This is a genomic window from Halobiforma lacisalsi AJ5 (assembly GCF_000226975.2).
Classification (GTDB): Archaea; Halobacteriota; Halobacteria; order Halobacteriales; family Natrialbaceae; genus Natronobacterium; species Natronobacterium lacisalsi.
This window is the reverse complement of the sequence record NZ_CP019285.1, coordinates 2,715,740-2,733,393: the sequence shown is the minus strand read 5'-3', so window position 1 is coordinate 2,733,393 and position 17,654 is coordinate 2,715,740. Positions and strand designations below refer to the sequence as shown.

Genomic DNA, 17,654 nt, shown 5'->3' with positions numbered 1-17,654 from the left:
AGACGAAAGACCGGACAGCCTGCACTCAGTTCGATTCGGCGACGGCGGCCGACCGGCTCCGGTCCCCCTCGTCCCCGGCGAGTTTACCGGCAAGTCGTTTCGCGTTCCGGATCCGTCCGGGAATTCCGGGCCGGCCGACGTAGTTCGCACAGAAGTGAATCCCCTCGGGTGGCTGGAGGTCGTCCATCGCCGTCCACGAGCGGTCGTAGGCGGGCATCCCCGGATCCCACCGGTGGACGTGGATCGGCGTCGCCGAGGCGCCGGTGAGCCGTTCGAACTCTGCTGCGGCGACCGCTCCGAGTTCCTCGTCCGAGCGGTCGGGCATCTCTGGATCGCTCGCCGGGTCGACGTAGCAGGTGAACAGCCGGTCGCGGTCGAGGAAACTCGCGTTCCAGGTGCTGCCGCTGATGCCGACGTCCGATCCCGATGGAACGAGCGCGCCGATCCCGTCGCGCTCGAGGTCCGACTCCACGAAGACCATCCCGATGGGGTTGTAGTTGAACGACCGGAGCGTCCTCGCGAGCCCGTCGTCGACCGACTCGAGCAACGCGGCGCTCGTCGGGGCCGGCGTCGTCAGGACGACGTCGTCGACCCGTTCGGTTCCGTCGGGAGTGACGATCTCGTATCCTTCTCCCGGTTCCTCGATCCGTTCGACAGGCGTCTCGAGGGCGATCGAATCGGCATGCTCTTCATATAATCGTTCGGATAGTTTTCCGAGACCATCGTCGAACGAACATATCGGCGGTGCGTCCCGACCCGAGACGACCTTCCGGGCGACCCACGTGAGGATGCTCCCGTCGATCCCGGCTCCGTCGAGCGCCCGACCGAGCGAGTACTCCATCAGCATGTCCCTTGGGTCGGTTCCGTAAAGACCGCTGTACAGCGGACCGAAGTACCGCCGGGCGGCCTGTCGACCGAACTTCCGTACGAGGAACTCGTCGACCGTTTCGCCGGGGCGCTGTGGATCGGTGAAGGGTTCTTTCAGGATGCGGAGTTTTCCCAGGGGACTGAGCAGGTCCGTCGTGATCGCCTCCTGCACCGACAGGGGGACGACCTCGAGGGAACCGTCGTGGTAGACGTAAAGCGGTTGGTCGTCGTCCCCGATCCGGAGCTGGTCGCGAAGTTCGAGGTCCTCGACCAGCGACTCGATACCGGGCGTGAGTCGCAGTCGCTGCGGGCCGAGTTCGAGGACCCGGCCGTCGACCTGACGGCTCCGCATGACGCCGCCAGGTTCGTCGCGCGCCTCGAAGGCTGCGACGTCCACGCCGCGTTCCTCGAGCGATCGGACGAGCGTGAGCCCGCTGATACCGGCTCCGACGACGCCGACGGTCATCTCATCGCCCCGTTTCGGTTCGCCGTGTTCGATCGTCGATTCCAGTGGGCACTGCCGTATCCATTGTCGGACGTTGCTAACTCAGCGACATAACGATTCCGTTGTCGCGGTTTCACTCTGGGGAACATAACTATACTCAGATATACATTCTTATCTGATATAAATAGTGGAGCCAGTCAGTTTCAGGACTATCCAACAGCGGAAAACGACGTGACGATCGGTTCGGATGACCGAACCGGAAAGGAACGATGCCGTTAGTCGTCAGCCGGTGCTGCGGGGGAATCGATCTCGGCCGTCGGCGGTGCACTCGTCAGCTTGTACACCCCGTAGACGAACCAGACCAGCAGCCCCAGCGCGATGAGGTACGCCCGCAGGTCCGGCGACACCACTGGCGTCGCGACGATCGCTCCCTCTTCCTCGACGGGGACGTGCGGCGCTCCCGCGAGGTCGTTGATCAGGCCCATGACGACGATCCCAAGCAGCATGAGACCGCCGCCGAGGCCCATAGCGATCCGGTCGACTACGTCGGTTGTTGTTGTCATCGGTGGTCACCCCATGAGGTACCGCAGCCATTTGCGATTCTGTACGTAGTCGGTCCCCTCTAGGTACGCGTCGATTCCGAAGACGCGGCCTGCACCGAACACGATCAGCGTCAGGAACAACAGCAGTCCCATCAGGTCGCCGTTGACGAAGCCGTGGCTCCAGTCGGCGTTCCCGAAGTAGAAGAAGAACATCAGGATCGCGCCGTTGGCAGCGGCGAGCCTGGTCAGACAGCCCACTATCAGGCCGAGTCCGATCGCAAGCTCGCCCCACGGGATCATCAGGTTCGGCAACCACACTGCGTTGGCGGCGAACCACGACGTGATCGGATAGATGAGCGTCCCCTCAGCGGCGAACATCATCCACCCGTGGGCGTCGTAGAACACGCCGTGTTCGACGATCTTGGACAGCCCTGCTCCCAGGAACCACCAGCCGACGATGAGCCGCAGGAACACCATCCAGTAACTGGCCCACGGCTTGTCGAGTTCGAACGCTACCGAGCGTCCGAACAGTTCAGTCCGAACGGGTTGTGTGTCGTATGTCATGTTGGATCCACCCTGTTTCGAGGTACGGTCGAAGTCCGTTCCGTTCGTAGTCGATTCCGGTCTCGCCCGACACAGGTCTTCACACCTGGGAGTAGTCCGTCCCGTCCGGTAGGTCTGATACTGAATACTACAGTCTTTTATAAGGGAAACCGAAGCGCGTCAGGAGAACAACTACAGTCCCGGTCGCGAGAACGCGCTCGCCCGCCCAACCCCATTACGCTCATCCGGTAGTAGTACAGCGAACCTGGAACTCGCCGACCCACCCCTCGAGTCGCTCGAGAAGCGGGATGAACTCCTCGTCGCTGAAGGTCGACCAGCACTCACCGTCGACCTCGATCTGCAAGGTCACGGTCGTCCGACGGTCGCTCTCGCGACGATCGACGGTGACGTCCTTGACAGCCTCGACCTCGAGGCACTCGAGACACCAGTCGAACAGCCAGCCTTCGTGTTCGGGACGGTGGTCGACGAGTCCGTGGTCGATCTCGTACTGGATTTCACACAGGCACGACCGCGTGTCGGTTCGGCCGGCGCACTCCCCGAGAACGGCGGGCGTGCTCCGGGAGGAGTCTCGCTCGAGGGACATACGAGTACTAACGATACCGATACCGAAGGTAGTACGTCTCTATACTACACGGGTTTATAAGCCCTCCACTACCGGCACCACTCGGAGACCCGGTTCGTGGCGGACCGGGTCCACCCGTCCGGCCGTCCGCCCGGCGCCGGTTCAGCCCCGAACGAGGGAGTTGACGAGCTTCGACTCGACCGCGTTGAGCCGCTGGGAGACCGCGGACCGAGAGACGCCGAGTTCGTCCGCGAGGTCGGCGAGGTCCGCCCGACGGGGCGTCTCGTAATACCCCGACTCGACGGCGACGACGACCGCCTCGCGCTGTTTTTCCGTTAGCCCGTCGGCGTCGGGATCGGGGGCGGTCCGGCCGTCGACGTCCGGCCCGGAACTCGTGATCCGCTCGAGTTGGACAGTCGCCCCGGTTTCCCGGAGATCGTCGACGATCCGCTCGAGTTCGGTTCGGTCCGGCGTCGTCAGCGAGACCCGTAGCGAGCCGCGCTCGATACCCTCGATCGACGTGATACAGTCGTGACGCCGGAAGACGGGACAGATACAGCGATCCGTGACCGCCGTTCGGATGTACTGCGATCCGCCGTTGCTCGGGTCGCTCACCTCGGATCGGCACTCGCAGCCGTCGCCACAGTCACCGTCTCGACAGAGAAGGTCCTGGTCGATCTCGGCTTCGCGCTCGCCGGCGTCCAGGACGGAACAGTACGCGTCCGGATGTGGCTCGATCCGGAACTGGGCGCGAACGTAGCTCGAGGGATCCGGGGCGGAAGCCGACTCGGACTCACGATCGGGTTCCTGTAGCGCCATTACAGCCGTTCATTCGAGGGCTGTTGATAAAGGTCGACGGCGAATCCCCAATCGATGGGAACGCGGTCGTCCCGAACGGAGGTGGAGGCGTCACGAATCGGTGAACGAACGCACGAGCGTCGTCTCGACGGCGTTAAGCCGCTGTGACACCGCCGACTTCGAGATGCCGAGTTCGTCGGCGAGATCCTCGAGCGTCGCCTCCCGCGGGCGGCCGTAGTAGCCCAGTTCCACGGCGAGTTCGACGGCCTCGCGTTGCTTTTCGGTGATCTTCGTGGTATCGATCTCGAGGCTCGTCTCCGCTTCGTTCGGCGATTGGGTGAGCCGGCGCAGCCGGACTGCCGTCGCGTCGCGCTCGAGCGCGTCGACGATTCGGCCGATTGTCTCGCGGTCTTCGACGATCACGGAGACGAGTAACGACCCGTCACTGACGCCCTCGACGTCGAATACACAGTCGAAGCGAGACAGGGTCGCACAGAAACAGCCACCTTCGATCCGCTCGGAGACGTACCGGTGCTCGGCTTCCTCCTCGCCCTCCGATTCGACTGTCACCGCGCTGTGACAGACGTCGCCCGCGGAAACGCTCCGTTTGACCGCGGTCGCATTGGGGGCCGCCGACGCGACGGGACAGGTCGTCTCTCCCGGCGTCACCTCGAGCATCGCGCGCAGCGGCCTGGCACCGGGGTCGGCGTCAGTGTCGGACCGTCTCGCAGCGGAACGAGCGGATTCCACGGTCATACTCGTGAATCCGTGAGACGACCGAGTATAAGAGCCGGATCGTTCTTGATCTGTGAGGGACGACCTGAACGTGTCCATGCGCTATTTCATCGGCCGGGAATCGCGACGCCGGTTTTCGACCGGGTGTGTCGGAGTACCAATCACGGGCAGTCCGAGTCCGGGATACTATGACACGACCTCCAGCGGATCAACGAACTCGAGAGCAGTTGCGCGAGCGCCTGCGGGCGGTCGAGGACCCCATCCTCGACGACGACATCGTCTCGCTGGGCCTCGTCACCGACCTGACCGTCGAGGGCGACGACGCGCTCGTCTCGCTTGCCTTCAACGCGCCGCTGTCGCCCGCCGAGTGGGAGATGTGCGACGAGATCCGGGCGCTGTGCCGAGGGATGGGACTTACACCCCGGCTGTACGCCGACACCGACCGGAGCGATGCCCTCCCCGGGGTCCGGAACGCGGTCGCGGTCGGCACGACGGTCCCCGAGGCCGCTCCAGGGCCGGCGGTCGGGACGCTGACAATGGAACTGGAACGGCTCGGGGCCAGCGTCGGCGTCTTCGACCTGCGTCCCGAACCGACCGTCGAGAGCTGGCTCGACGGCGTCGAACCCCCCGACGTCTCCGACGACCAGTTCGTCCCGCCCGAGGCCCGCGGGGTGCCGGTGGTGAGACTCGGATCGCTGGTCCCCGACCCGGGCACGGTGCCCGCGACCGACGCTGTCCTGGAGTTTCTCGTGCCACACGTGCTCGAGCGCGCGGAGTGGGGGCCGATCGATTATCTGCTCGTCGTGCTGCCGTCGTCGATCGATGCCCTACCCGAGGTCGCACTGAACGAGACGCCGATCCAGGGAACGATCGCCGTCGGGCCCGTCGACGAGGGCCTCGGGCCGGTTCGGACGGCGGCCCGGGAACTCGACTCGGCGACTCCGGTGATCGGCACGATCGGGACCGCCGACGACGGCGGTCCGCCGCGCGCCCTCGAGGAACGGAGACAGGTCGGTGCCGGTCCCACCCCGGCGTACGGACCGGACTGCGGCCGGGACCGTGACCGGTTCCACACCATCGCCGACGTCGAGGAAGATCTCGGCTGCCCGTACCTCGGCACGCTCACGCCCGGGGCGGCCGCTCCGGAAGACGACGGGGGCCGCGAGGGATCGACGTCGGACGATCGACTGCCCCCATCGGCGGAGCGCCCCCTGGCGGACGAGTCCGAGAACCGGTCCACTCGAGCGGTGGCGACCGCCGTGGCGGATCTCGTCGGCCGGATCAACCGCCGCCACGCCGCGAGCCGCCAGGCGGCGTGATCGACCGGCGTTCTCGGCCGGATCGTCGCGACGGCGGGGACGATATAAAGATCTGGAACAGTGAAGGTAGTTCCCGGACGATTGGAAATGCCATTATAAAGTATCTCTTTCTCCCGCAAAGGCTCAGGTGTAGTGATACCATGTCATGGACGATAGTCGTCGGGGTCAAACAGGTTCCCGACGCCGACGAGGTCGGTATCGACCCCGATACGGGCCGGCTCGACCGGGCGAGCGCCCCCGCCGTCATGAACGGGCCGGACCGTGAGGCGCTCGAGGCCGCCTTCAGGATCCGCGATCAGGCCGGCGGCGAGGTGATCGCGATGAGCATGGGGCCGCCGAACGCCACGAGCGTCCTCGAGGAGGCCGTCGCGATGGGCTGTGACGACGCCGTGTTGGTCTCCGATCGGGCGTTCGGGGGCAGCGACACCTGGCCGACGAGCCTCACGCTGGCCCGGACCGCCGAGGCCCTCGATGCGGACGTCGTCGTCTGTGGCGAGGAGACGACCGACTCCTCGACGGGGCAGGTGCCGCCGGGGATCGCGGCCCACAACGACTGGGCACAACTCACCTACGCGGAGGCCGTCGACGCCCGTCCCGACGAGAACCGGCTCGTTGCCCGGCGGGACGTCGAAGGCGGCCACGAGGTCGTCGCCGCGGATCTCCCGGTCGTCGTCGCGGCCGCGTACGGCGAGTTCGAGCCCCGGCCCGCGCCGCTGCACCGCAAGATCTACGGCGAAAACGACTTCGAGCCGACGGTCTGGGACGCCGAGGATCTCGAGATCAAAGACGAGGTCGGCCTCGAGGTTTCGCCGACTTCCGTCGGCGGCATGGAGACCGTCGACCCCGTCGAACGGAAGGGCGAGGTGGTCGACGACGTCGACGACCTTGCCGAGTCGATCGAGGAGGTGGTAGCATGAGCGACGAAGGCGAAGGCGAAGGCGATGGCGAAGAACACGAAAACGGCGTCGTCGACGTCGATGAGTACGAGGACGTCTGGGTGTTCATCGAGGAACACGATGGCGAGGTCATGTCCGTCTCCTGGGAACTGCTCGCGGAGGCGCGGACCCTGGCCGACGAACTCGGCGACGACCTGGTCGCACTGGCGATCGGCGAGGGGTTAGACGACGTCGCCGAGCAGGCCCTCGAGCGCGGCGCGGACCGCGTGCTCGTCGCCGACGACCCGGTGTTCGAACCCTACCGGGCCGACCCGTACGGCGAGCAGTTCCGCGCGATAGTCGAGGAGCGGAAGCCGTCGATCGTCCTCATCGGCGGCACTCACACCGGTCGGGACTTCGCCGGCCGCGTCGCGGTGCCGGCCCACGCGGGCCTGACCGCCGACGTCACCGAACTCGGTGTCGACGAGGACGGCCTGCTCGAGGCGCGTCGACCCGCGTTCGGCGGGAACGTCCTCGCGACGATCCTCTGTGAGGAACACCGGCCGCAGATGGCGACGATCCGGCCCGGCGTCTTCGAGGCCGCCGATCCGGACGGGGAGGCCGACGGCGAGATCGTCGAGGTCGACGTCGTCGTCGAGGACGACGACTGCGTCAGCGAGGTGCTCGAGCGCGAGGTCGGCGACACGGCCGACATCACCGAAGCCGACCGGATCGTCGCCGTCGGGCACGGTATCGACGGCGACCTCGAGCCGGCACGCCAACTGGCCGACGCGCTGGACGCGGAGATCGCGGCGAGCCGTGCCGCGGTCGACGAGGGCTGGGTCGACGGCGCGCGACAGGTCGGCCAGACCGGCAAGACCGTCCGCCCCGAACTGTACGTCGCGGTCGGGATCAGCGGCGCGGTCCAGCACCTCGAGGGGATGAACAAGAGCGAGACGGTCGTGGCGATCAACAACGACCCGAACGCGCCGATCTTCGAACACGCCGACTACGGCATCGTGGCCGATCTCTTCGACGCCTGTCCGGACCTCGCCGAGGAACTCGAGGGCGTGACCGAGCCACAGGAGGTGGTACAATGAGTCTAGAACTGAAAAGCGACACCGTAGCCGATCCGAACTACGACGACGAGTTCGACGCCATCGTCGTCGGGGCCGGCCTCGCCGGGAGCGCCGCCGCCCTGACGATGGCGAACCGCGGACTCGAGGTACTGATGATCGAACGCGGCTCCTCGCCGGGGGCCAAGAACGTCTTCGGCGGCGTCCTCTACACGCCGACGATCCGCGAGTTGACGGACTTCGAGGACGCGCCGGTCGAACGGTACGTCGCTGAACGGCGGTTCAGCATGCTGACCGAGGGCGACGAGACGGCGTTCTCGCTGCGACCCGGCGAGTGGCACGAGGAACCGCACAACGACTCCTATACCGTCCTCCGGGGTGAGTTCGACGAGTGGTTCGCCGAGCAGGCCGTCGAGGAGGGCGCGACCCTGCTGACCTCGACGACGGTGACGGGGCTGCTCCGCGAGGACGGCCGCATCGCCGGCGTCGAGACCGACCGTCCCGACGGCACCATCCGCGCGCCCTACGTGGTGCTCGCGGAGGGTGGCAACTCCCTGGTCAGCGAGGGTGCGAACCTCAAGCCCACGGAGACCCGCGAGAACGTCGCCGTCGGCGTCAAGGAGGTCCTCGAGTTCCCCGAACGCGACGGCGTCATCGAGGACCGGTTCCGACTGACCGACGACGCCGGCGTCTCCTACCACTACTTCGGGGAGGGGGCCGTCGGCGACGCCTTCGGCGGCGGGTTCATCTACACCAACGACGACACGATAAGCGTCGGCGTTGCCTACCGGATCGAGGACGCCGCGACCCACGACCAGTCGCCGGAGGAGACGCTGAACGCGTTCAAGTCCCATCCGGCAGTCGCGCCGCTCGTACGTAACGCACGGACCGTCGAGTACAGTGCCAAGACCATCCCCGAGGGCGGCGCCGACAGCATCCCCGACCTCGTCCACGACGGCGCGGCGATCGTCGGCGACGCCGCCGGTCTGGTGCTCAACAACGGCGTCCACCTCGAGGGGACCAACATGGCCGTCGAAAGCGGCTACCACGCCGGCAACGCCATCGCACGGGCGGCCGAGAACGGGCGCGTCGGGGCCGAGGCCCTGCAGGCCTATCCCGCGGCGCTCGAGGAGTCGTTCGTCGTACAGAACCTGGAACACTACAAGTGGATGATGGACGCGGTCGAGGAGGACCGCGACCTGCTGTTCGAGGACCTGCCGCGTGCGTTCGCCGACGCCGGAACGGAGTACTTCCGGATCGATCGCACGCCGAAGGAATCGCACGCCAAGAACGCGAAACGCGCCGTCCTGGACGCCGTCGGCGGCTGGACCGGCGCCGCGAAACTCGCCCTGCGGTACCGCAAGGTGGTGACATAAAATGAGCGTCCAACCCCAGACCCCCGACCTCGACAACGACTCGATGGAGGATCGTCTCTACACCGTCAAGTACGACGACCCCGGCGACTCGCACCTCGACGTGAAAGTCGAGGACGTCTGTGCGGAGTGTGAGACCAACGACTGCGTCCGCGTCTGCCCGGCGAACGTCTGGCGCGAAGGCGAGGACGGCGTTCCCCACATCGCCTACGAGAACTGCCTCGAGTGCTCGAGCTGTCGGTTCGCCTGCACCTACGACAACGTGGTGTGGACCTACCCGGAACGCGGTGCCGGCATGACGTACAAACACGGCTGACGGCCGCCTTCGACGGCTGAACTCGTCCAGACGGTTCCCAATCCTCGGGAACGGTAAGGACGTTTCTTGAGTGAGAAACACAAGCGTGCAGATAGAGGGTGATCTCCATGACCGACCGACTTTCCGCCGACGACGCACCCGCTATCGCGACCAAGGAAGACGCCGCAGTCACGGCCTACGACGCGCTCAGCGACGCCGGCTGTGACGCCGTCGTGACGTCGATGCCCCGTCGGACCCGCTCGACGTGGATCGTGCCGGCGACCAGCGAGGACAGTTCCTGGCGGGTCCACATCGACCCGCGAACCGGAAAAACACGGATCGTCGAAACGCCCGAGTGAGAACGTCTCGTACGGATCGTTGTAGGTCCTACTGGAGATCGTTCCGACGGGAGCGGTCACCGGTAAGGAACTACCCCGGACCGTCTCAGACCGGGTGGTCGATCGACTCCATCAGCACTTCGACGTTCGCCGATTCGTCGGAGAACGGCTCGGGGTAGCTGCCGAGCAACACGAGCAGGTCGCCCTCGTGAGCGAACGAGGTAATCACGACGTCGACGTCGACCGTCCGGCCCTGGAACTCCGTCTCGCCGACGAACACGTCGACGTCCCGCCCCTCGCCGAGGATCGGCAACTGGAACGTCTCCTCATGGGAGAGGTCCTCGAGTTGGTTGCCGTCGGTCTCGAGTTGCGAGAGGAACTCGTCGAGCAGTTCTCCGTTCGAGAGGCCGTCGAGCGGGTTGAACGAGTAGCCGAACTGCTCCATGGCGGGGACCGAGACGGCGGCGAAGACGCTCGCCTCGTGGCTCTGTCCCTCGAACTCGCGGTCCTTCGTGTAGACCGACGCCCAGATCGAGGCCTGGACCTCGCGCTCGAGGCCGCCGACCTCGACGGTCTCCTCGAAGGACTGTTCGTCGACGTCGTCCTCCGTGTAGCCGGTCTCCTCGAGCGCGGCCGCACTCGGGGCGGCGCGTTCGGCCGTGAACTCGAGGGGAGCGTTGCCGAGTGCGAAATCCAGACAGCCGGCGGTCAGCGCGAGGGTCCCGGTCGCGCCCGCCGCCAGTAGTGATCGACGAGAGAGAGTCATTACCTCAGTTGTGCGCCAGCGGGTGCATATTCCTTACGGCTCCTGTGATCTCGGAGACAAGAGTATCAGGACTTCTGATAGCACAACGACAGGAGTTTCGGGCCGCGTTCGGGGAGCATCAAGAGTTATCGGGGTCGCCCGCACCTGTTTAGGCATGACCACATTCTCCGACCGGGTCGAGCAGGTGTCGATCAGCGGGATTCGCGAAGTGTTCGAGGCCGCAAGCGAGGACGCGATCAACCTCGGGATCGGCCAGCCGGACTTCCCTACCCCCGAACACGCCCGGCAGGCGGCGGTCGAGGCCATCGAGGCCGGGGAGGCCGACGCCTACACCTCCAACAAGGGAACGCGGGAACTCCGGGAGGCCATCGCGACCAAGTACGATCGGGATTACGGTCTCGAGGTCGATCCCGGCCACGTCATCGCCACCTCCGGCGGCAGCGAGGCCCTGCACCTCGCACTCGAGGCCCACGTCGACCCGGGCGAGGAAGTGATCTTCCCCGATCCGGGGTTCGTTTCCTACGACGCGCTGACGAAGATCGCGGGCGGGACGCCGAAACCCGTGCCGCTGCGGGACGATCTCACCCTCGATCCCGCGACGGTCGAAGAGGCGATCACCGACGAAACGGCCGCCTTCGTCGTCAACAGCCCCGCGAACCCGACGGGTGCCGTCCAGAGCGAGACGGACATGCGCGAGTTCGCCCGCATCGCTGACGAACACGACGTGCTCTGTCTCTCCGACGAGGTCTACGAACGGATCGTCTTCGAGGGCGAACACCGCTCACCGATGGAGTTCTCCGAGACGGACAACGTGGTCGTCGTCAGCGCCTGCTCGAAGACCTACTCGATGACCGGCTGGCGGCTCGGGTGGGTAACCGCCTCGAATCGCCGCATCGAACGGATGCTGCGGGTCCATCAGTACGGCCAGGCCTGTGCGTCCGCGCCCGCCCAGTTCGCCGCCGAAGCCGCGCTCACCGGCCCACAGGAGCCCGTCGAGGAGATGGTCGACGCCTTCGAGGAGCGCCGGGACGTCGTGCTCGACGGCCTCGAGGACGCCGGCCTCGAGGTGCCGACGCCGGAGGGTGCCTTCTACGTCATGCCGAAGGTCCCCGAGGGCTGGTGCGACGCGGTGCTCGAGCGGGAGGTGGTCGTCGTCCCCGGCGAAGCGTTCGGCTCGAACGGCGAGGGGTACGCGCGACTCTCCTATGCGACCGGGATGGAGGAACTAAAGGAAGCACTCGAGGTCATCGACGACGCGACCCGCGCGGTCCGGTGACGGTTCCCCATCGCTCCTATCGGGAACAGTAACTCGAGTAACACGTTTATATTCCTATCCGTCCTACCGCAACCTGCATGAGCGACATTACCATCACGACGACCGATAGCCTGGAAGGACGGGAGATCGTCGAGTACCGCGGCGTCGTCTCCGGCGAGGCGATCATCGGCGCGAACGTGGTCAGCGACATCGCCGCCGGCATCCGCGACATCGTCGGCGGGCGCAGCGGCTCCTACGAGAAGAAGATCGCGGTCGGCCGCGAGGAGGCGGTCTCCGACATCCGTGCGGAGGCGGCCGACCTCGGAGCCGACGCCGTCGTCGGCGCCTCGTTCGACTACGAAGAGATGGCCGAAGGCATGCTGTGGGTCAACCTCTCGGGGACCGCAGTGACGACCCGCCGCGAGTGACGGGTACGCTGCCACGAACTTCTTAGTGACCGCGCAGGAACTCCGCGAGATCGGCCTCGACGTCGGCGACCGTCTCGTACTCGATGACCTCGACGTCGCCGTTGCCACGGACCATCGCGGAGAGGTCGTGGTCCCCGTCGGGGCGGTACAGACAGCAGACCGGCTTCCCCCACGCGACCGCGCGGCCGAGTTCGTAGCCGACGCCGAGGCTGGGGGTGGTTACCTCCGCGACCACGACGTCGGCCCGCCGGAGCCAGGTGAGGTCCTGCTCGTAGATGTCGGCGTCCGTGAGCCCCACCTCGGCTTCCTTCTCCTCGACGTTTTCTTTGCCGACGTGTTCTGTCAGGACCGTTCCGTGGTCCTCGAGTAGATCGATGATGGCCGCGTACAGATCGACGTCGGACCGCCCGCCGCGGATCGAGCCGCCGAAGTAGATGTCCATGTCGGCGCGGTTCCGACTGGCGGGGTATCAACGTTGCTGATCCGGGCGCCGTCGTCGCTCGAGTGCTACGCTACGCTACGACCGCCTCCATCGTCGTTCGCTTCTCCTCCTCGGTCGTCCCGTCGACGAACCCGATTCGGACCGCGTCGACGCCGTCGATCGCGCCGTACTCCGCGACCCACTCGCGGACCTCTGTGGGGGTGCCGGCGGGCGCCAACTCGTCGAGCACGTCGTCGGGGAGCGCCGCGGCCATCGCGTCGGTGTCGCGGTCCTTCCAGGCCGCGCGGACCTCCTCCACGACGTCCGGATACCCCTGTTCGGCAACCGAGTTGCCGTAGTACGGACCGTAGGCCCCGATCATGAACGCGATCGTCTTGCGCGCCTTCCGGCGGGCCGCCTCCCGGTCCTCGCTCGCGATCCCGCGAACGATCGGCGCGACCCGCAGGTCCGCGAGGTCCTTGTCGGCGAGGTGGGCACCGCGTCGCAGGTCCTCGAGTCGATCCTCGAGGCCCGCTTTCGTGAACAGCTGTGGTGCCCAGCCGTCGCCGAACCGGCCGGCCATCTCGGTCGCCTTCGGGCCGAGCGTGGCGAGATCGATCGGCGGGGGCGACTCCGGAACGCCGCGCTCGTAGTCCAGCCCCGCGATCTGGAAGATCTCGCCGTCGTAGGCCGGGGTTCCCTCATCGTAGACGGTCCGGATCACCTCGATCGTCTCCCGCGTCCGCCGGAGCGGGCGGTCGAACTCCCGACCGTGCCAGCGTTCCGTGATGGCGGGCGAACTCGGGCCGATGCCGAGCCGAAAGCGGCCGTCGGCGGCGTCCTGTAGCGTCAGCGCCGTCTGGGCGAGCATCGCCGGCGAGCGCCCGTACGGCGAGACGACGTCGTTCGAGATGCCCAGGTCGTCGGTCCGATCGGCAGCCAGCGTCAGCGACGGGACGATGTTCCAGCCCGTCGTCTCGCCGGCTGTGATCCGGTCGAAACCGAGTTCTTCGGCCTCGACCGCGCGTTCGGCGACGTCCTGGGGGCGTTCGTAGTCGTTCAGCGCCACCAGCAGGTCACGCTCGAACGTCGTAGTCGTGGTCGCGGTCGCGGTCACGGTCGATCCCTCCCTCGTCCTGCCCGCCGCAGCCTCGAGCGACGGTCCGCTCGTTCTGGTCGTGCCAGTGCCATCACCCTCGAGCGCGTGAGCCATTCACATAAAATGGGGCGTCGCAGGTCGCAACCGGCAGGTCTCGGCTCGAGCTGAATACCTGAAAAGAATCCTCTCTATCCCGATATCGATTCCGATAATTTGTGTAAATCGATCCGTCACCCAAAACTTTACACTAGTCGGTATTCTCGGTGGCGGTATGTCCGAATTCGGGGCACTGGCACTCGCACCGCCGCTCGTGGCCATCGCGTTCGCCATGTACACGAGACAGACGGTGGTGTCGTTGTTCGCGGGCGTATGGATCGGCGCGCTGATGGTGGCGGGCTGGAACCCCATCGAAGCGACGGCGCTCTCGACCGAGTGGATCGTCGAGATGATCATGACGCCGTTTAACGCCCGATTCCTCGTCTTGATCATGTTCATGGGGGCCGGTGCGGCGTTCATCTACAAGTCCGGCGGGATCATCGCGCTCGAGAACTGGATCGGCCACCGGATCCGGACCGCGCGGGATTCCCAGCTGCTGACGTGGCTGATCGGGATCTTCATCTTCTTCGATTCCTACACGAGTACGATCGTCACGGGCAACGCGACGCGGGAACTCTCCGAGGCGAACGACACCTCCCGCGAGATGCACTCCTACGTCCTCGACTCGACGACCTCGCCCGTGACGACGTTCGGGCCGGTGTCGAACTGGATCGGGTTCCAGGTGTCGATGATCATCGTCGGGTTCGAGTCACTCGACGTGACGATGGAGAGCCTCGACGTGACGGCGTTCGGCCTCTTCCTCCAGAGCATTCCGTGGAACATCTACTGCTTCCTGGCGTTTTTCATGGTCGGGTTCATCGCGATCACCCAGCGGTTCTACGGGCCGATGCTCGACGCCGAGTGGCGTGCCCGGACCGAGGGGAAGACGATGCGCGAGGACGCGACGCCGCTTTCCGACATCACGACCGACGTCGGCGAACCGAGCCGGGAGAACCCCAAGCTGATGAACTTTTTCCTCCCGATCTTCGCCCTGCTGGTCGTCGGGCTGGTCTCGCTGTGGTGGCTCGGCGAAGGGTACAGGGCCGACGTCGACGTCGCGACGGCGTTCCAGGAGACCGACGTCGCGCTCGGACTGCTGTACGCCGCGTTCGCGTTCATGGTCACCGGGATGGCCGGCTCGCTCGCCTACGGGACGATGGACCTCGAGGAGGCGAGCGAGACCATCATCAACGGCTTCAAGACGATGATGATCGCCGCGGCGATCATCATCCTGGCGTGGTCGATCGGCCACGCCGCGGAGCAGGTCGGCACCGCGGAGTTCATCGTCGATCTGATGGTCGGGGGCGGCGTCCCCGGCTCCCTGTTGCCGCTTATCATCTTCGTCGCGGCGATGTTCATCGCGTTCACGACCGGGACGTCCTGGGGGACGATGGGTATCCTGACCCCGATCGCCATCCCGCTTGGCTACGAACTCGCCGGCGTCGGGATCCTGCCGGTGTTGATCGGCGTCCTGCTGGGCGGCGCGATCTGGGGCGACCACTGTTCGCCGATCAGCGATACGACGGTCATGTCCTCGATCTTCGCTGGGGCCGACCACATCGACCACGTCAACACGCAGATCCCGCTGGCGATGACCGCGGCGGGCGTAACCGCCGTCGTCCTGCTGCTGTACGCCGTCGGGCTCCGACAGCCCTACATCGCACTGCCGCTGGCGTTCGTCCTCACGGCCGCGCTGGTCGTCGCGCTCAACAAGTTCGACGCCAGGCGGAAGAACCTGCCCGAAGTGATGCCGACCCAGGAGGAACTCGAGAACGGGACCCCGGACCGCGAACCGGACCGTCGTTCGGTGGACGAGAACGGTGACTACAGCGTGTTCGATCCGGTCGCCGTAGCCGCGCTGTTCGTCGTCGGCGGCTATTTCGTCCTGCTGTTCGCGTTCGCGACGCTGGGTGGATAGGCTATCGGTCCGCGGCCGAACCGTTCTCCTCGAGTACGTCCGCACACCGCTCGAGCGCCGCCTCGACGTGTGCGCGGGCTTCGTCGTGTTCGATCCCGTCCAGGTCCAGTTCCCCGAGCAGGTCCCGGACGGTCCGGACCCGCTCGCGGACGGTCTCCGCGTCGAGATCCCCTGCTGCCGCGTCGCTGGCCACTGCTTCGGCCTCGCCGAGCACGCGGCTCGCGGATCGCTCGAGCGGCAGTTCGCCGGTCGCTTCGAGGTGTCGGGCCAGTTCGACGACCGGATCCGCCGCGTTCGAGTCGGTCACGCTCTCGAGTATGCGTGGAGCGGACGTGACGGTTTCGCTCTCTCCTCTCGGTTCGACCTACTCGGTCCCCGCTCAAGCGGGTGAAAACCTTCATATCCGCCCCGGATAATGCGGTACTATGACACACGACTGCTCGTTCCTCGAGGACCTGTCCCTCGCGGACGACCAGTTCTCCTTCGGCGAGTCGGCACGGGAGGGCCACGCCGCGGACTGGGGGGCCGACCGGAAAGGCGAAGGCGTCGTCCCCGACGCGGTCGTCTGGCCGGAGTCGACCGACGACGTCTCGGCCGTGCTGGCCGCCGCGACCGACCGGGGAGTTCCCGTCACGCCGTACGCGGCGGGAACCGCGCTCGAGGGCCACGCCGTACCGGCCTACGGCGGGATCAGTCTCGATCTCACGCGGATGAACGAGGTGGTCGACTACCGGCCGGACGATTTCCAGATCGACGTCGGACCGGGGATGCTCGGGTCGGACGTCGACGACTACGTCGGCCCAGACGGGCTCTTCTTCCCGCCGCTGCCGTCCTCGGGCGACATCTCGACGGTCGGCGGCATGATCGCGACCGACGCCAGCGGGATGAAGACGGTCAAGTACGGGGAGGTCGCCGACTGGGTGCTCGGGCTGGAGGCCGTCCTCGCGGACGGGACCGTCGTACAGACGGGTTCACGGGCTGTCAAGACCTCGAGCGGCTACAACCTGACCGACCTGCTGATCGGCAGTGAGGGGACGCTTGCGGTCGTCACGGAGGCGACGCTCGAACTGGCCGGCCGGCCCAGGCAGATCCGCGGCGGCCGGGCTATCTTCGACACCCTCGAGGACGCCACCGAGGCGGTTTTCGACGCCGTGCGGACCGACGTCGACGTCGCCCGGATCGAACTCGTCGACGCCCTCTGTGCCCGCGCGGCCAACGACTACCTGGGGACCGACCTGCCCGACGCGCCGATGGTCTTTCTCGAGTTCCACGCCAACCACGGCGTCGACGAGGAGATCGACCTCTGTGAGACCATCTTCGAGGACCACGACGTCGTCCGGTTCGAGATGAGCGACGACGACGCCGAGATGGACGAACTCTGGCGGGCGCGGCGGGAACTCTCCTACGCCATCCCGAGCTACGACCCGGACCTCGAGCCCCAGCACCCCGGCGACGTGACCGTCCCCATCAGCGCCTACCCGACGATCGTCCGCGAGGCGAAGGAACTCGCGGCGGAACACGACGTTCGGATCCCCTGTTTCGGCCACGCTGGGGACGGTAACCTCCACTACAGCATCCTCGTCGATCCCGACGATCCCGCGGCGGTCGAACGCGGGAAACGCGTCTACGAGACGATCATCGAACGCGCCCTCGAGCTGGGCGGCACCGTCACCGGCGAACACGGTATCGGCCAGGGGAAACGGGAGTTCCTCGAGGCCGAACACGGCGCGGGCGGGGTCGAGGCGATGCGTGCGGTCAAACGCGCGCTGGATCCGACGGATACGCTCAACCCGGGGAAGATATTCCCGGAGACTGCGGAGGGCGAACGCGTCCGCGAGGAAGGGACGGCGTCCGGCCGCCGCGAGTCGGACCTCGAGTAGCG

Annotated in this window: 20 protein-coding genes; 10 read left to right on the top strand and 10 right to left on the bottom strand. The window is 66.5% G+C overall.

What is annotated here, in order from left to right; all coding sequences use genetic code 11:
• Nucleotides 1-25: 25 nt before the first annotated feature.
• The 6 genes from hemG to CHINAEXTREME_RS13185 form a co-directional block, all read right to left on the bottom strand.
• Complete coding sequence (hemG, locus tag CHINAEXTREME_RS13210; RefSeq protein ID WP_007141827.1) at nucleotides 26-1,333, bottom strand: protoporphyrinogen oxidase; 1,308 nt, start codon at nucleotides 1,331-1,333, stop codon at nucleotides 26-28.
• A 254-nt stretch (nucleotides 1,334-1,587) separates the two neighbouring features.
• On the bottom strand, nucleotides 1,588-1,875 hold the full coding sequence (locus tag CHINAEXTREME_RS13205) for a hypothetical protein (RefSeq protein WP_044961917.1): 288 nt from the start codon (nucleotides 1,873-1,875) through the stop codon (nucleotides 1,588-1,590).
• A gap of 6 nt (nucleotides 1,876-1,881) precedes the next feature.
• The gene (locus CHINAEXTREME_RS13200; RefSeq protein ID WP_007141825.1) at nucleotides 1,882-2,418 is read right to left on the bottom strand and encodes a DoxX family protein; all 537 of its coding nucleotides are present in this window, start codon (nucleotides 2,416-2,418) and stop codon (nucleotides 1,882-1,884) included.
• Nucleotides 2,419-2,638: 220 nt separating this feature from the next.
• Nucleotides 2,639-3,001 carry a hypothetical protein gene (locus CHINAEXTREME_RS13195; protein WP_007141824.1) on the bottom strand — a complete coding sequence of 121 codons (363 nt, stop codon included), beginning with the start codon at nucleotides 2,999-3,001 and terminating at the stop codon, nucleotides 2,639-2,641.
• A gap of 141 nt (nucleotides 3,002-3,142) precedes the next feature.
• Nucleotides 3,143-3,799 (bottom strand): helix-turn-helix domain-containing protein, encoded by a 657-nt coding sequence (locus CHINAEXTREME_RS13190; RefSeq protein WP_007141823.1) that lies wholly within the window; start codon nucleotides 3,797-3,799, stop codon nucleotides 3,143-3,145.
• 90 nt (nucleotides 3,800-3,889) lie between these two features.
• A complete protein-coding gene (locus CHINAEXTREME_RS13185; RefSeq protein ID WP_238593281.1) occupies nucleotides 3,890-4,534 on the bottom strand; it encodes a helix-turn-helix domain-containing protein in 645 nt (214 codons plus the stop codon).
• 167 nt (nucleotides 4,535-4,701) lie between these two features.
• Here CHINAEXTREME_RS13185 and CHINAEXTREME_RS13180 point away from each other — a divergent pair, with 167 nt between their 5' ends.
• The 6 genes from CHINAEXTREME_RS13180 (at nucleotide 4,702) to CHINAEXTREME_RS13155 (ending at nucleotide 9,810) form a co-directional block, all read left to right on the top strand.
• Nucleotides 4,702-5,832 (top strand): iron-sulfur cluster assembly protein, encoded by a 1,131-nt coding sequence (locus tag CHINAEXTREME_RS13180; RefSeq protein WP_238593280.1) that lies wholly within the window; start codon nucleotides 4,702-4,704, stop codon nucleotides 5,830-5,832.
• A gap of 140 nt (nucleotides 5,833-5,972) precedes the next feature.
• Entirely contained in the window at nucleotides 5,973-6,749 is a 777-nt protein-coding gene (locus tag CHINAEXTREME_RS13175; protein WP_007141820.1) for an electron transfer flavoprotein subunit beta/FixA family protein, read from the top strand.
• Nucleotides 6,746-7,807 (top strand): electron transfer flavoprotein subunit alpha/FixB family protein, encoded by a 1,062-nt coding sequence (locus tag CHINAEXTREME_RS13170; protein WP_007141819.1) that lies wholly within the window; start codon nucleotides 6,746-6,748, stop codon nucleotides 7,805-7,807. The genes CHINAEXTREME_RS13175 and CHINAEXTREME_RS13170 overlap by 4 nt, the downstream gene beginning before the upstream one ends.
• Nucleotides 7,804-9,159 (top strand): FAD-dependent oxidoreductase, encoded by a 1,356-nt coding sequence (locus tag CHINAEXTREME_RS13165; protein WP_007141818.1) that lies wholly within the window; start codon nucleotides 7,804-7,806, stop codon nucleotides 9,157-9,159. The genes CHINAEXTREME_RS13170 and CHINAEXTREME_RS13165 overlap by 4 nt, the downstream gene beginning before the upstream one ends.
• Before the next feature lies 1 nt (nucleotide 9,160).
• On the top strand, nucleotides 9,161-9,472 hold the full coding sequence (locus tag CHINAEXTREME_RS13160) for a ferredoxin family protein (protein ID WP_007141817.1): 312 nt from the start codon (nucleotides 9,161-9,163) through the stop codon (nucleotides 9,470-9,472).
• A 107-nt stretch (nucleotides 9,473-9,579) separates the two neighbouring features.
• The gene (locus CHINAEXTREME_RS13155) at nucleotides 9,580-9,810 is read left to right on the top strand and encodes a hypothetical protein (protein ID WP_007141816.1); all 231 of its coding nucleotides are present in this window, start codon (nucleotides 9,580-9,582) and stop codon (nucleotides 9,808-9,810) included.
• An 85-nt stretch (nucleotides 9,811-9,895) separates the two neighbouring features.
• On the opposite strand, the gene CHINAEXTREME_RS13150 is transcribed toward CHINAEXTREME_RS13155, so the two are convergent.
• Complete coding sequence (locus CHINAEXTREME_RS13150; RefSeq protein ID WP_007141815.1) at nucleotides 9,896-10,555, bottom strand: DUF6517 family protein; 660 nt, start codon at nucleotides 10,553-10,555, stop codon at nucleotides 9,896-9,898.
• Nucleotides 10,556-10,709: 154 nt separating this feature from the next.
• On the opposite strand from CHINAEXTREME_RS13150, the gene CHINAEXTREME_RS13145 reads away from it, so the two are divergent.
• Nucleotides 10,710-11,831, top strand: a complete 1,122-nt coding sequence (locus tag CHINAEXTREME_RS13145) for a pyridoxal phosphate-dependent aminotransferase (RefSeq protein WP_007141814.1) — start codon at nucleotides 10,710-10,712, stop codon at nucleotides 11,829-11,831.
• A 77-nt stretch (nucleotides 11,832-11,908) separates the two neighbouring features.
• Nucleotides 11,909-12,238: a YbjQ family protein gene (locus tag CHINAEXTREME_RS13140; RefSeq protein WP_007141813.1), complete on the top strand. Its 330-nt coding sequence runs from the start codon at nucleotides 11,909-11,911 to the stop codon at nucleotides 12,236-12,238.
• 22 nt (nucleotides 12,239-12,260) lie between these two features.
• Here CHINAEXTREME_RS13140 and CHINAEXTREME_RS13135 read toward each other — a convergent pair whose 3' ends face one another.
• Together CHINAEXTREME_RS13135 and CHINAEXTREME_RS13130 are read right to left on the bottom strand one after the other, a co-directional pair.
• Nucleotides 12,261-12,680, bottom strand: coding sequence for a nucleoside 2-deoxyribosyltransferase (locus CHINAEXTREME_RS13135; RefSeq protein WP_007141812.1), 420 nt, complete (start codon nucleotides 12,678-12,680; stop codon nucleotides 12,261-12,263).
• A gap of 70 nt (nucleotides 12,681-12,750) precedes the next feature.
• Nucleotides 12,751-13,776 (bottom strand): TIGR04024 family LLM class F420-dependent oxidoreductase, encoded by a 1,026-nt coding sequence (locus CHINAEXTREME_RS13130; protein WP_007141811.1) that lies wholly within the window; start codon nucleotides 13,774-13,776, stop codon nucleotides 12,751-12,753.
• Nucleotides 13,777-14,029: 253 nt separating this feature from the next.
• On the opposite strand from CHINAEXTREME_RS13130, the gene CHINAEXTREME_RS13125 reads away from it, so the two are divergent.
• On the top strand, nucleotides 14,030-15,772 hold the full coding sequence (locus CHINAEXTREME_RS13125; protein WP_007141810.1) for a Na+/H+ antiporter NhaC family protein: 1,743 nt from the start codon (nucleotides 14,030-14,032) through the stop codon (nucleotides 15,770-15,772).
• Between the two features lies 1 nt (nucleotide 15,773).
• Here CHINAEXTREME_RS13125 and CHINAEXTREME_RS13120 read toward each other — a convergent pair whose 3' ends face one another.
• Entirely contained in the window at nucleotides 15,774-16,079 is a 306-nt protein-coding gene (locus CHINAEXTREME_RS13120) for a hypothetical protein (protein WP_007141809.1), read from the bottom strand.
• Nucleotides 16,080-16,197: 118 nt separating this feature from the next.
• Here CHINAEXTREME_RS13120 and CHINAEXTREME_RS13115 point away from each other — a divergent pair, with 118 nt between their 5' ends.
• Nucleotides 16,198-17,652 carry an FAD-binding oxidoreductase gene (locus tag CHINAEXTREME_RS13115; RefSeq protein ID WP_007141808.1) on the top strand — a complete coding sequence of 485 codons (1,455 nt, stop codon included), beginning with the start codon at nucleotides 16,198-16,200 and terminating at the stop codon, nucleotides 17,650-17,652.
• The last annotated feature ends 2 nt before the right edge of the window (nucleotides 17,653-17,654 follow it).

Excerpts from the sequence above, each read along its gene's own strand:
- hemG (WP_007141827.1), bottom strand. The coding sequence starts at position 1,333 with ATGACCGTCGGCGTCGTCGGAGCCGGTATCAGCGGGCTCACGCTCGTC.
- CHINAEXTREME_RS13205 (WP_044961917.1), bottom strand. The coding sequence starts at position 1,875 with ATGACAACAACAACCGACGTAGTCGACCGGATCGCTATGGGCCTCGGC.
- CHINAEXTREME_RS13200 (WP_007141825.1), bottom strand. The coding sequence starts at position 2,418 with ATGACATACGACACACAACCCGTTCGGACTGAACTGTTCGGACGCTCG.
- CHINAEXTREME_RS13195 (WP_007141824.1), bottom strand. The coding sequence starts at position 3,001 with ATGTCCCTCGAGCGAGACTCCTCCCGGAGCACGCCCGCCGTTCTCGGG.
- CHINAEXTREME_RS13190 (WP_007141823.1), bottom strand. The coding sequence starts at position 3,799 with ATGGCGCTACAGGAACCCGATCGTGAGTCCGAGTCGGCTTCCGCCCCG.
- CHINAEXTREME_RS13185 (WP_238593281.1), bottom strand. The coding sequence starts at position 4,534 with ATGACCGTGGAATCCGCTCGTTCCGCTGCGAGACGGTCCGACACTGAC.
- CHINAEXTREME_RS13180 (WP_238593280.1), top strand. The coding sequence starts at position 4,702 with ATGACACGACCTCCAGCGGATCAACGAACTCGAGAGCAGTTGCGCGAG.
- CHINAEXTREME_RS13175 (WP_007141820.1), top strand. The coding sequence starts at position 5,973 with ATGTCATGGACGATAGTCGTCGGGGTCAAACAGGTTCCCGACGCCGAC.
- CHINAEXTREME_RS13170 (WP_007141819.1), top strand. The coding sequence starts at position 6,746 with ATGAGCGACGAAGGCGAAGGCGAAGGCGATGGCGAAGAACACGAAAAC.
- CHINAEXTREME_RS13165 (WP_007141818.1), top strand. The coding sequence starts at position 7,804 with ATGAGTCTAGAACTGAAAAGCGACACCGTAGCCGATCCGAACTACGAC.
- CHINAEXTREME_RS13160 (WP_007141817.1), top strand. The coding sequence starts at position 9,161 with ATGAGCGTCCAACCCCAGACCCCCGACCTCGACAACGACTCGATGGAG.
- CHINAEXTREME_RS13155 (WP_007141816.1), top strand. The coding sequence starts at position 9,580 with ATGACCGACCGACTTTCCGCCGACGACGCACCCGCTATCGCGACCAAG.
- CHINAEXTREME_RS13150 (WP_007141815.1), bottom strand. The coding sequence starts at position 10,555 with ATGACTCTCTCTCGTCGATCACTACTGGCGGCGGGCGCGACCGGGACC.
- CHINAEXTREME_RS13145 (WP_007141814.1), top strand. The coding sequence starts at position 10,710 with ATGACCACATTCTCCGACCGGGTCGAGCAGGTGTCGATCAGCGGGATT.
- CHINAEXTREME_RS13140 (WP_007141813.1), top strand. The coding sequence starts at position 11,909 with ATGAGCGACATTACCATCACGACGACCGATAGCCTGGAAGGACGGGAG.
- CHINAEXTREME_RS13135 (WP_007141812.1), bottom strand. The coding sequence starts at position 12,680 with ATGGACATCTACTTCGGCGGCTCGATCCGCGGCGGGCGGTCCGACGTC.
- CHINAEXTREME_RS13125 (WP_007141810.1), top strand. The coding sequence starts at position 14,030 with ATGTCCGAATTCGGGGCACTGGCACTCGCACCGCCGCTCGTGGCCATC.
- CHINAEXTREME_RS13115 (WP_007141808.1), top strand. The coding sequence starts at position 16,198 with ATGACACACGACTGCTCGTTCCTCGAGGACCTGTCCCTCGCGGACGAC.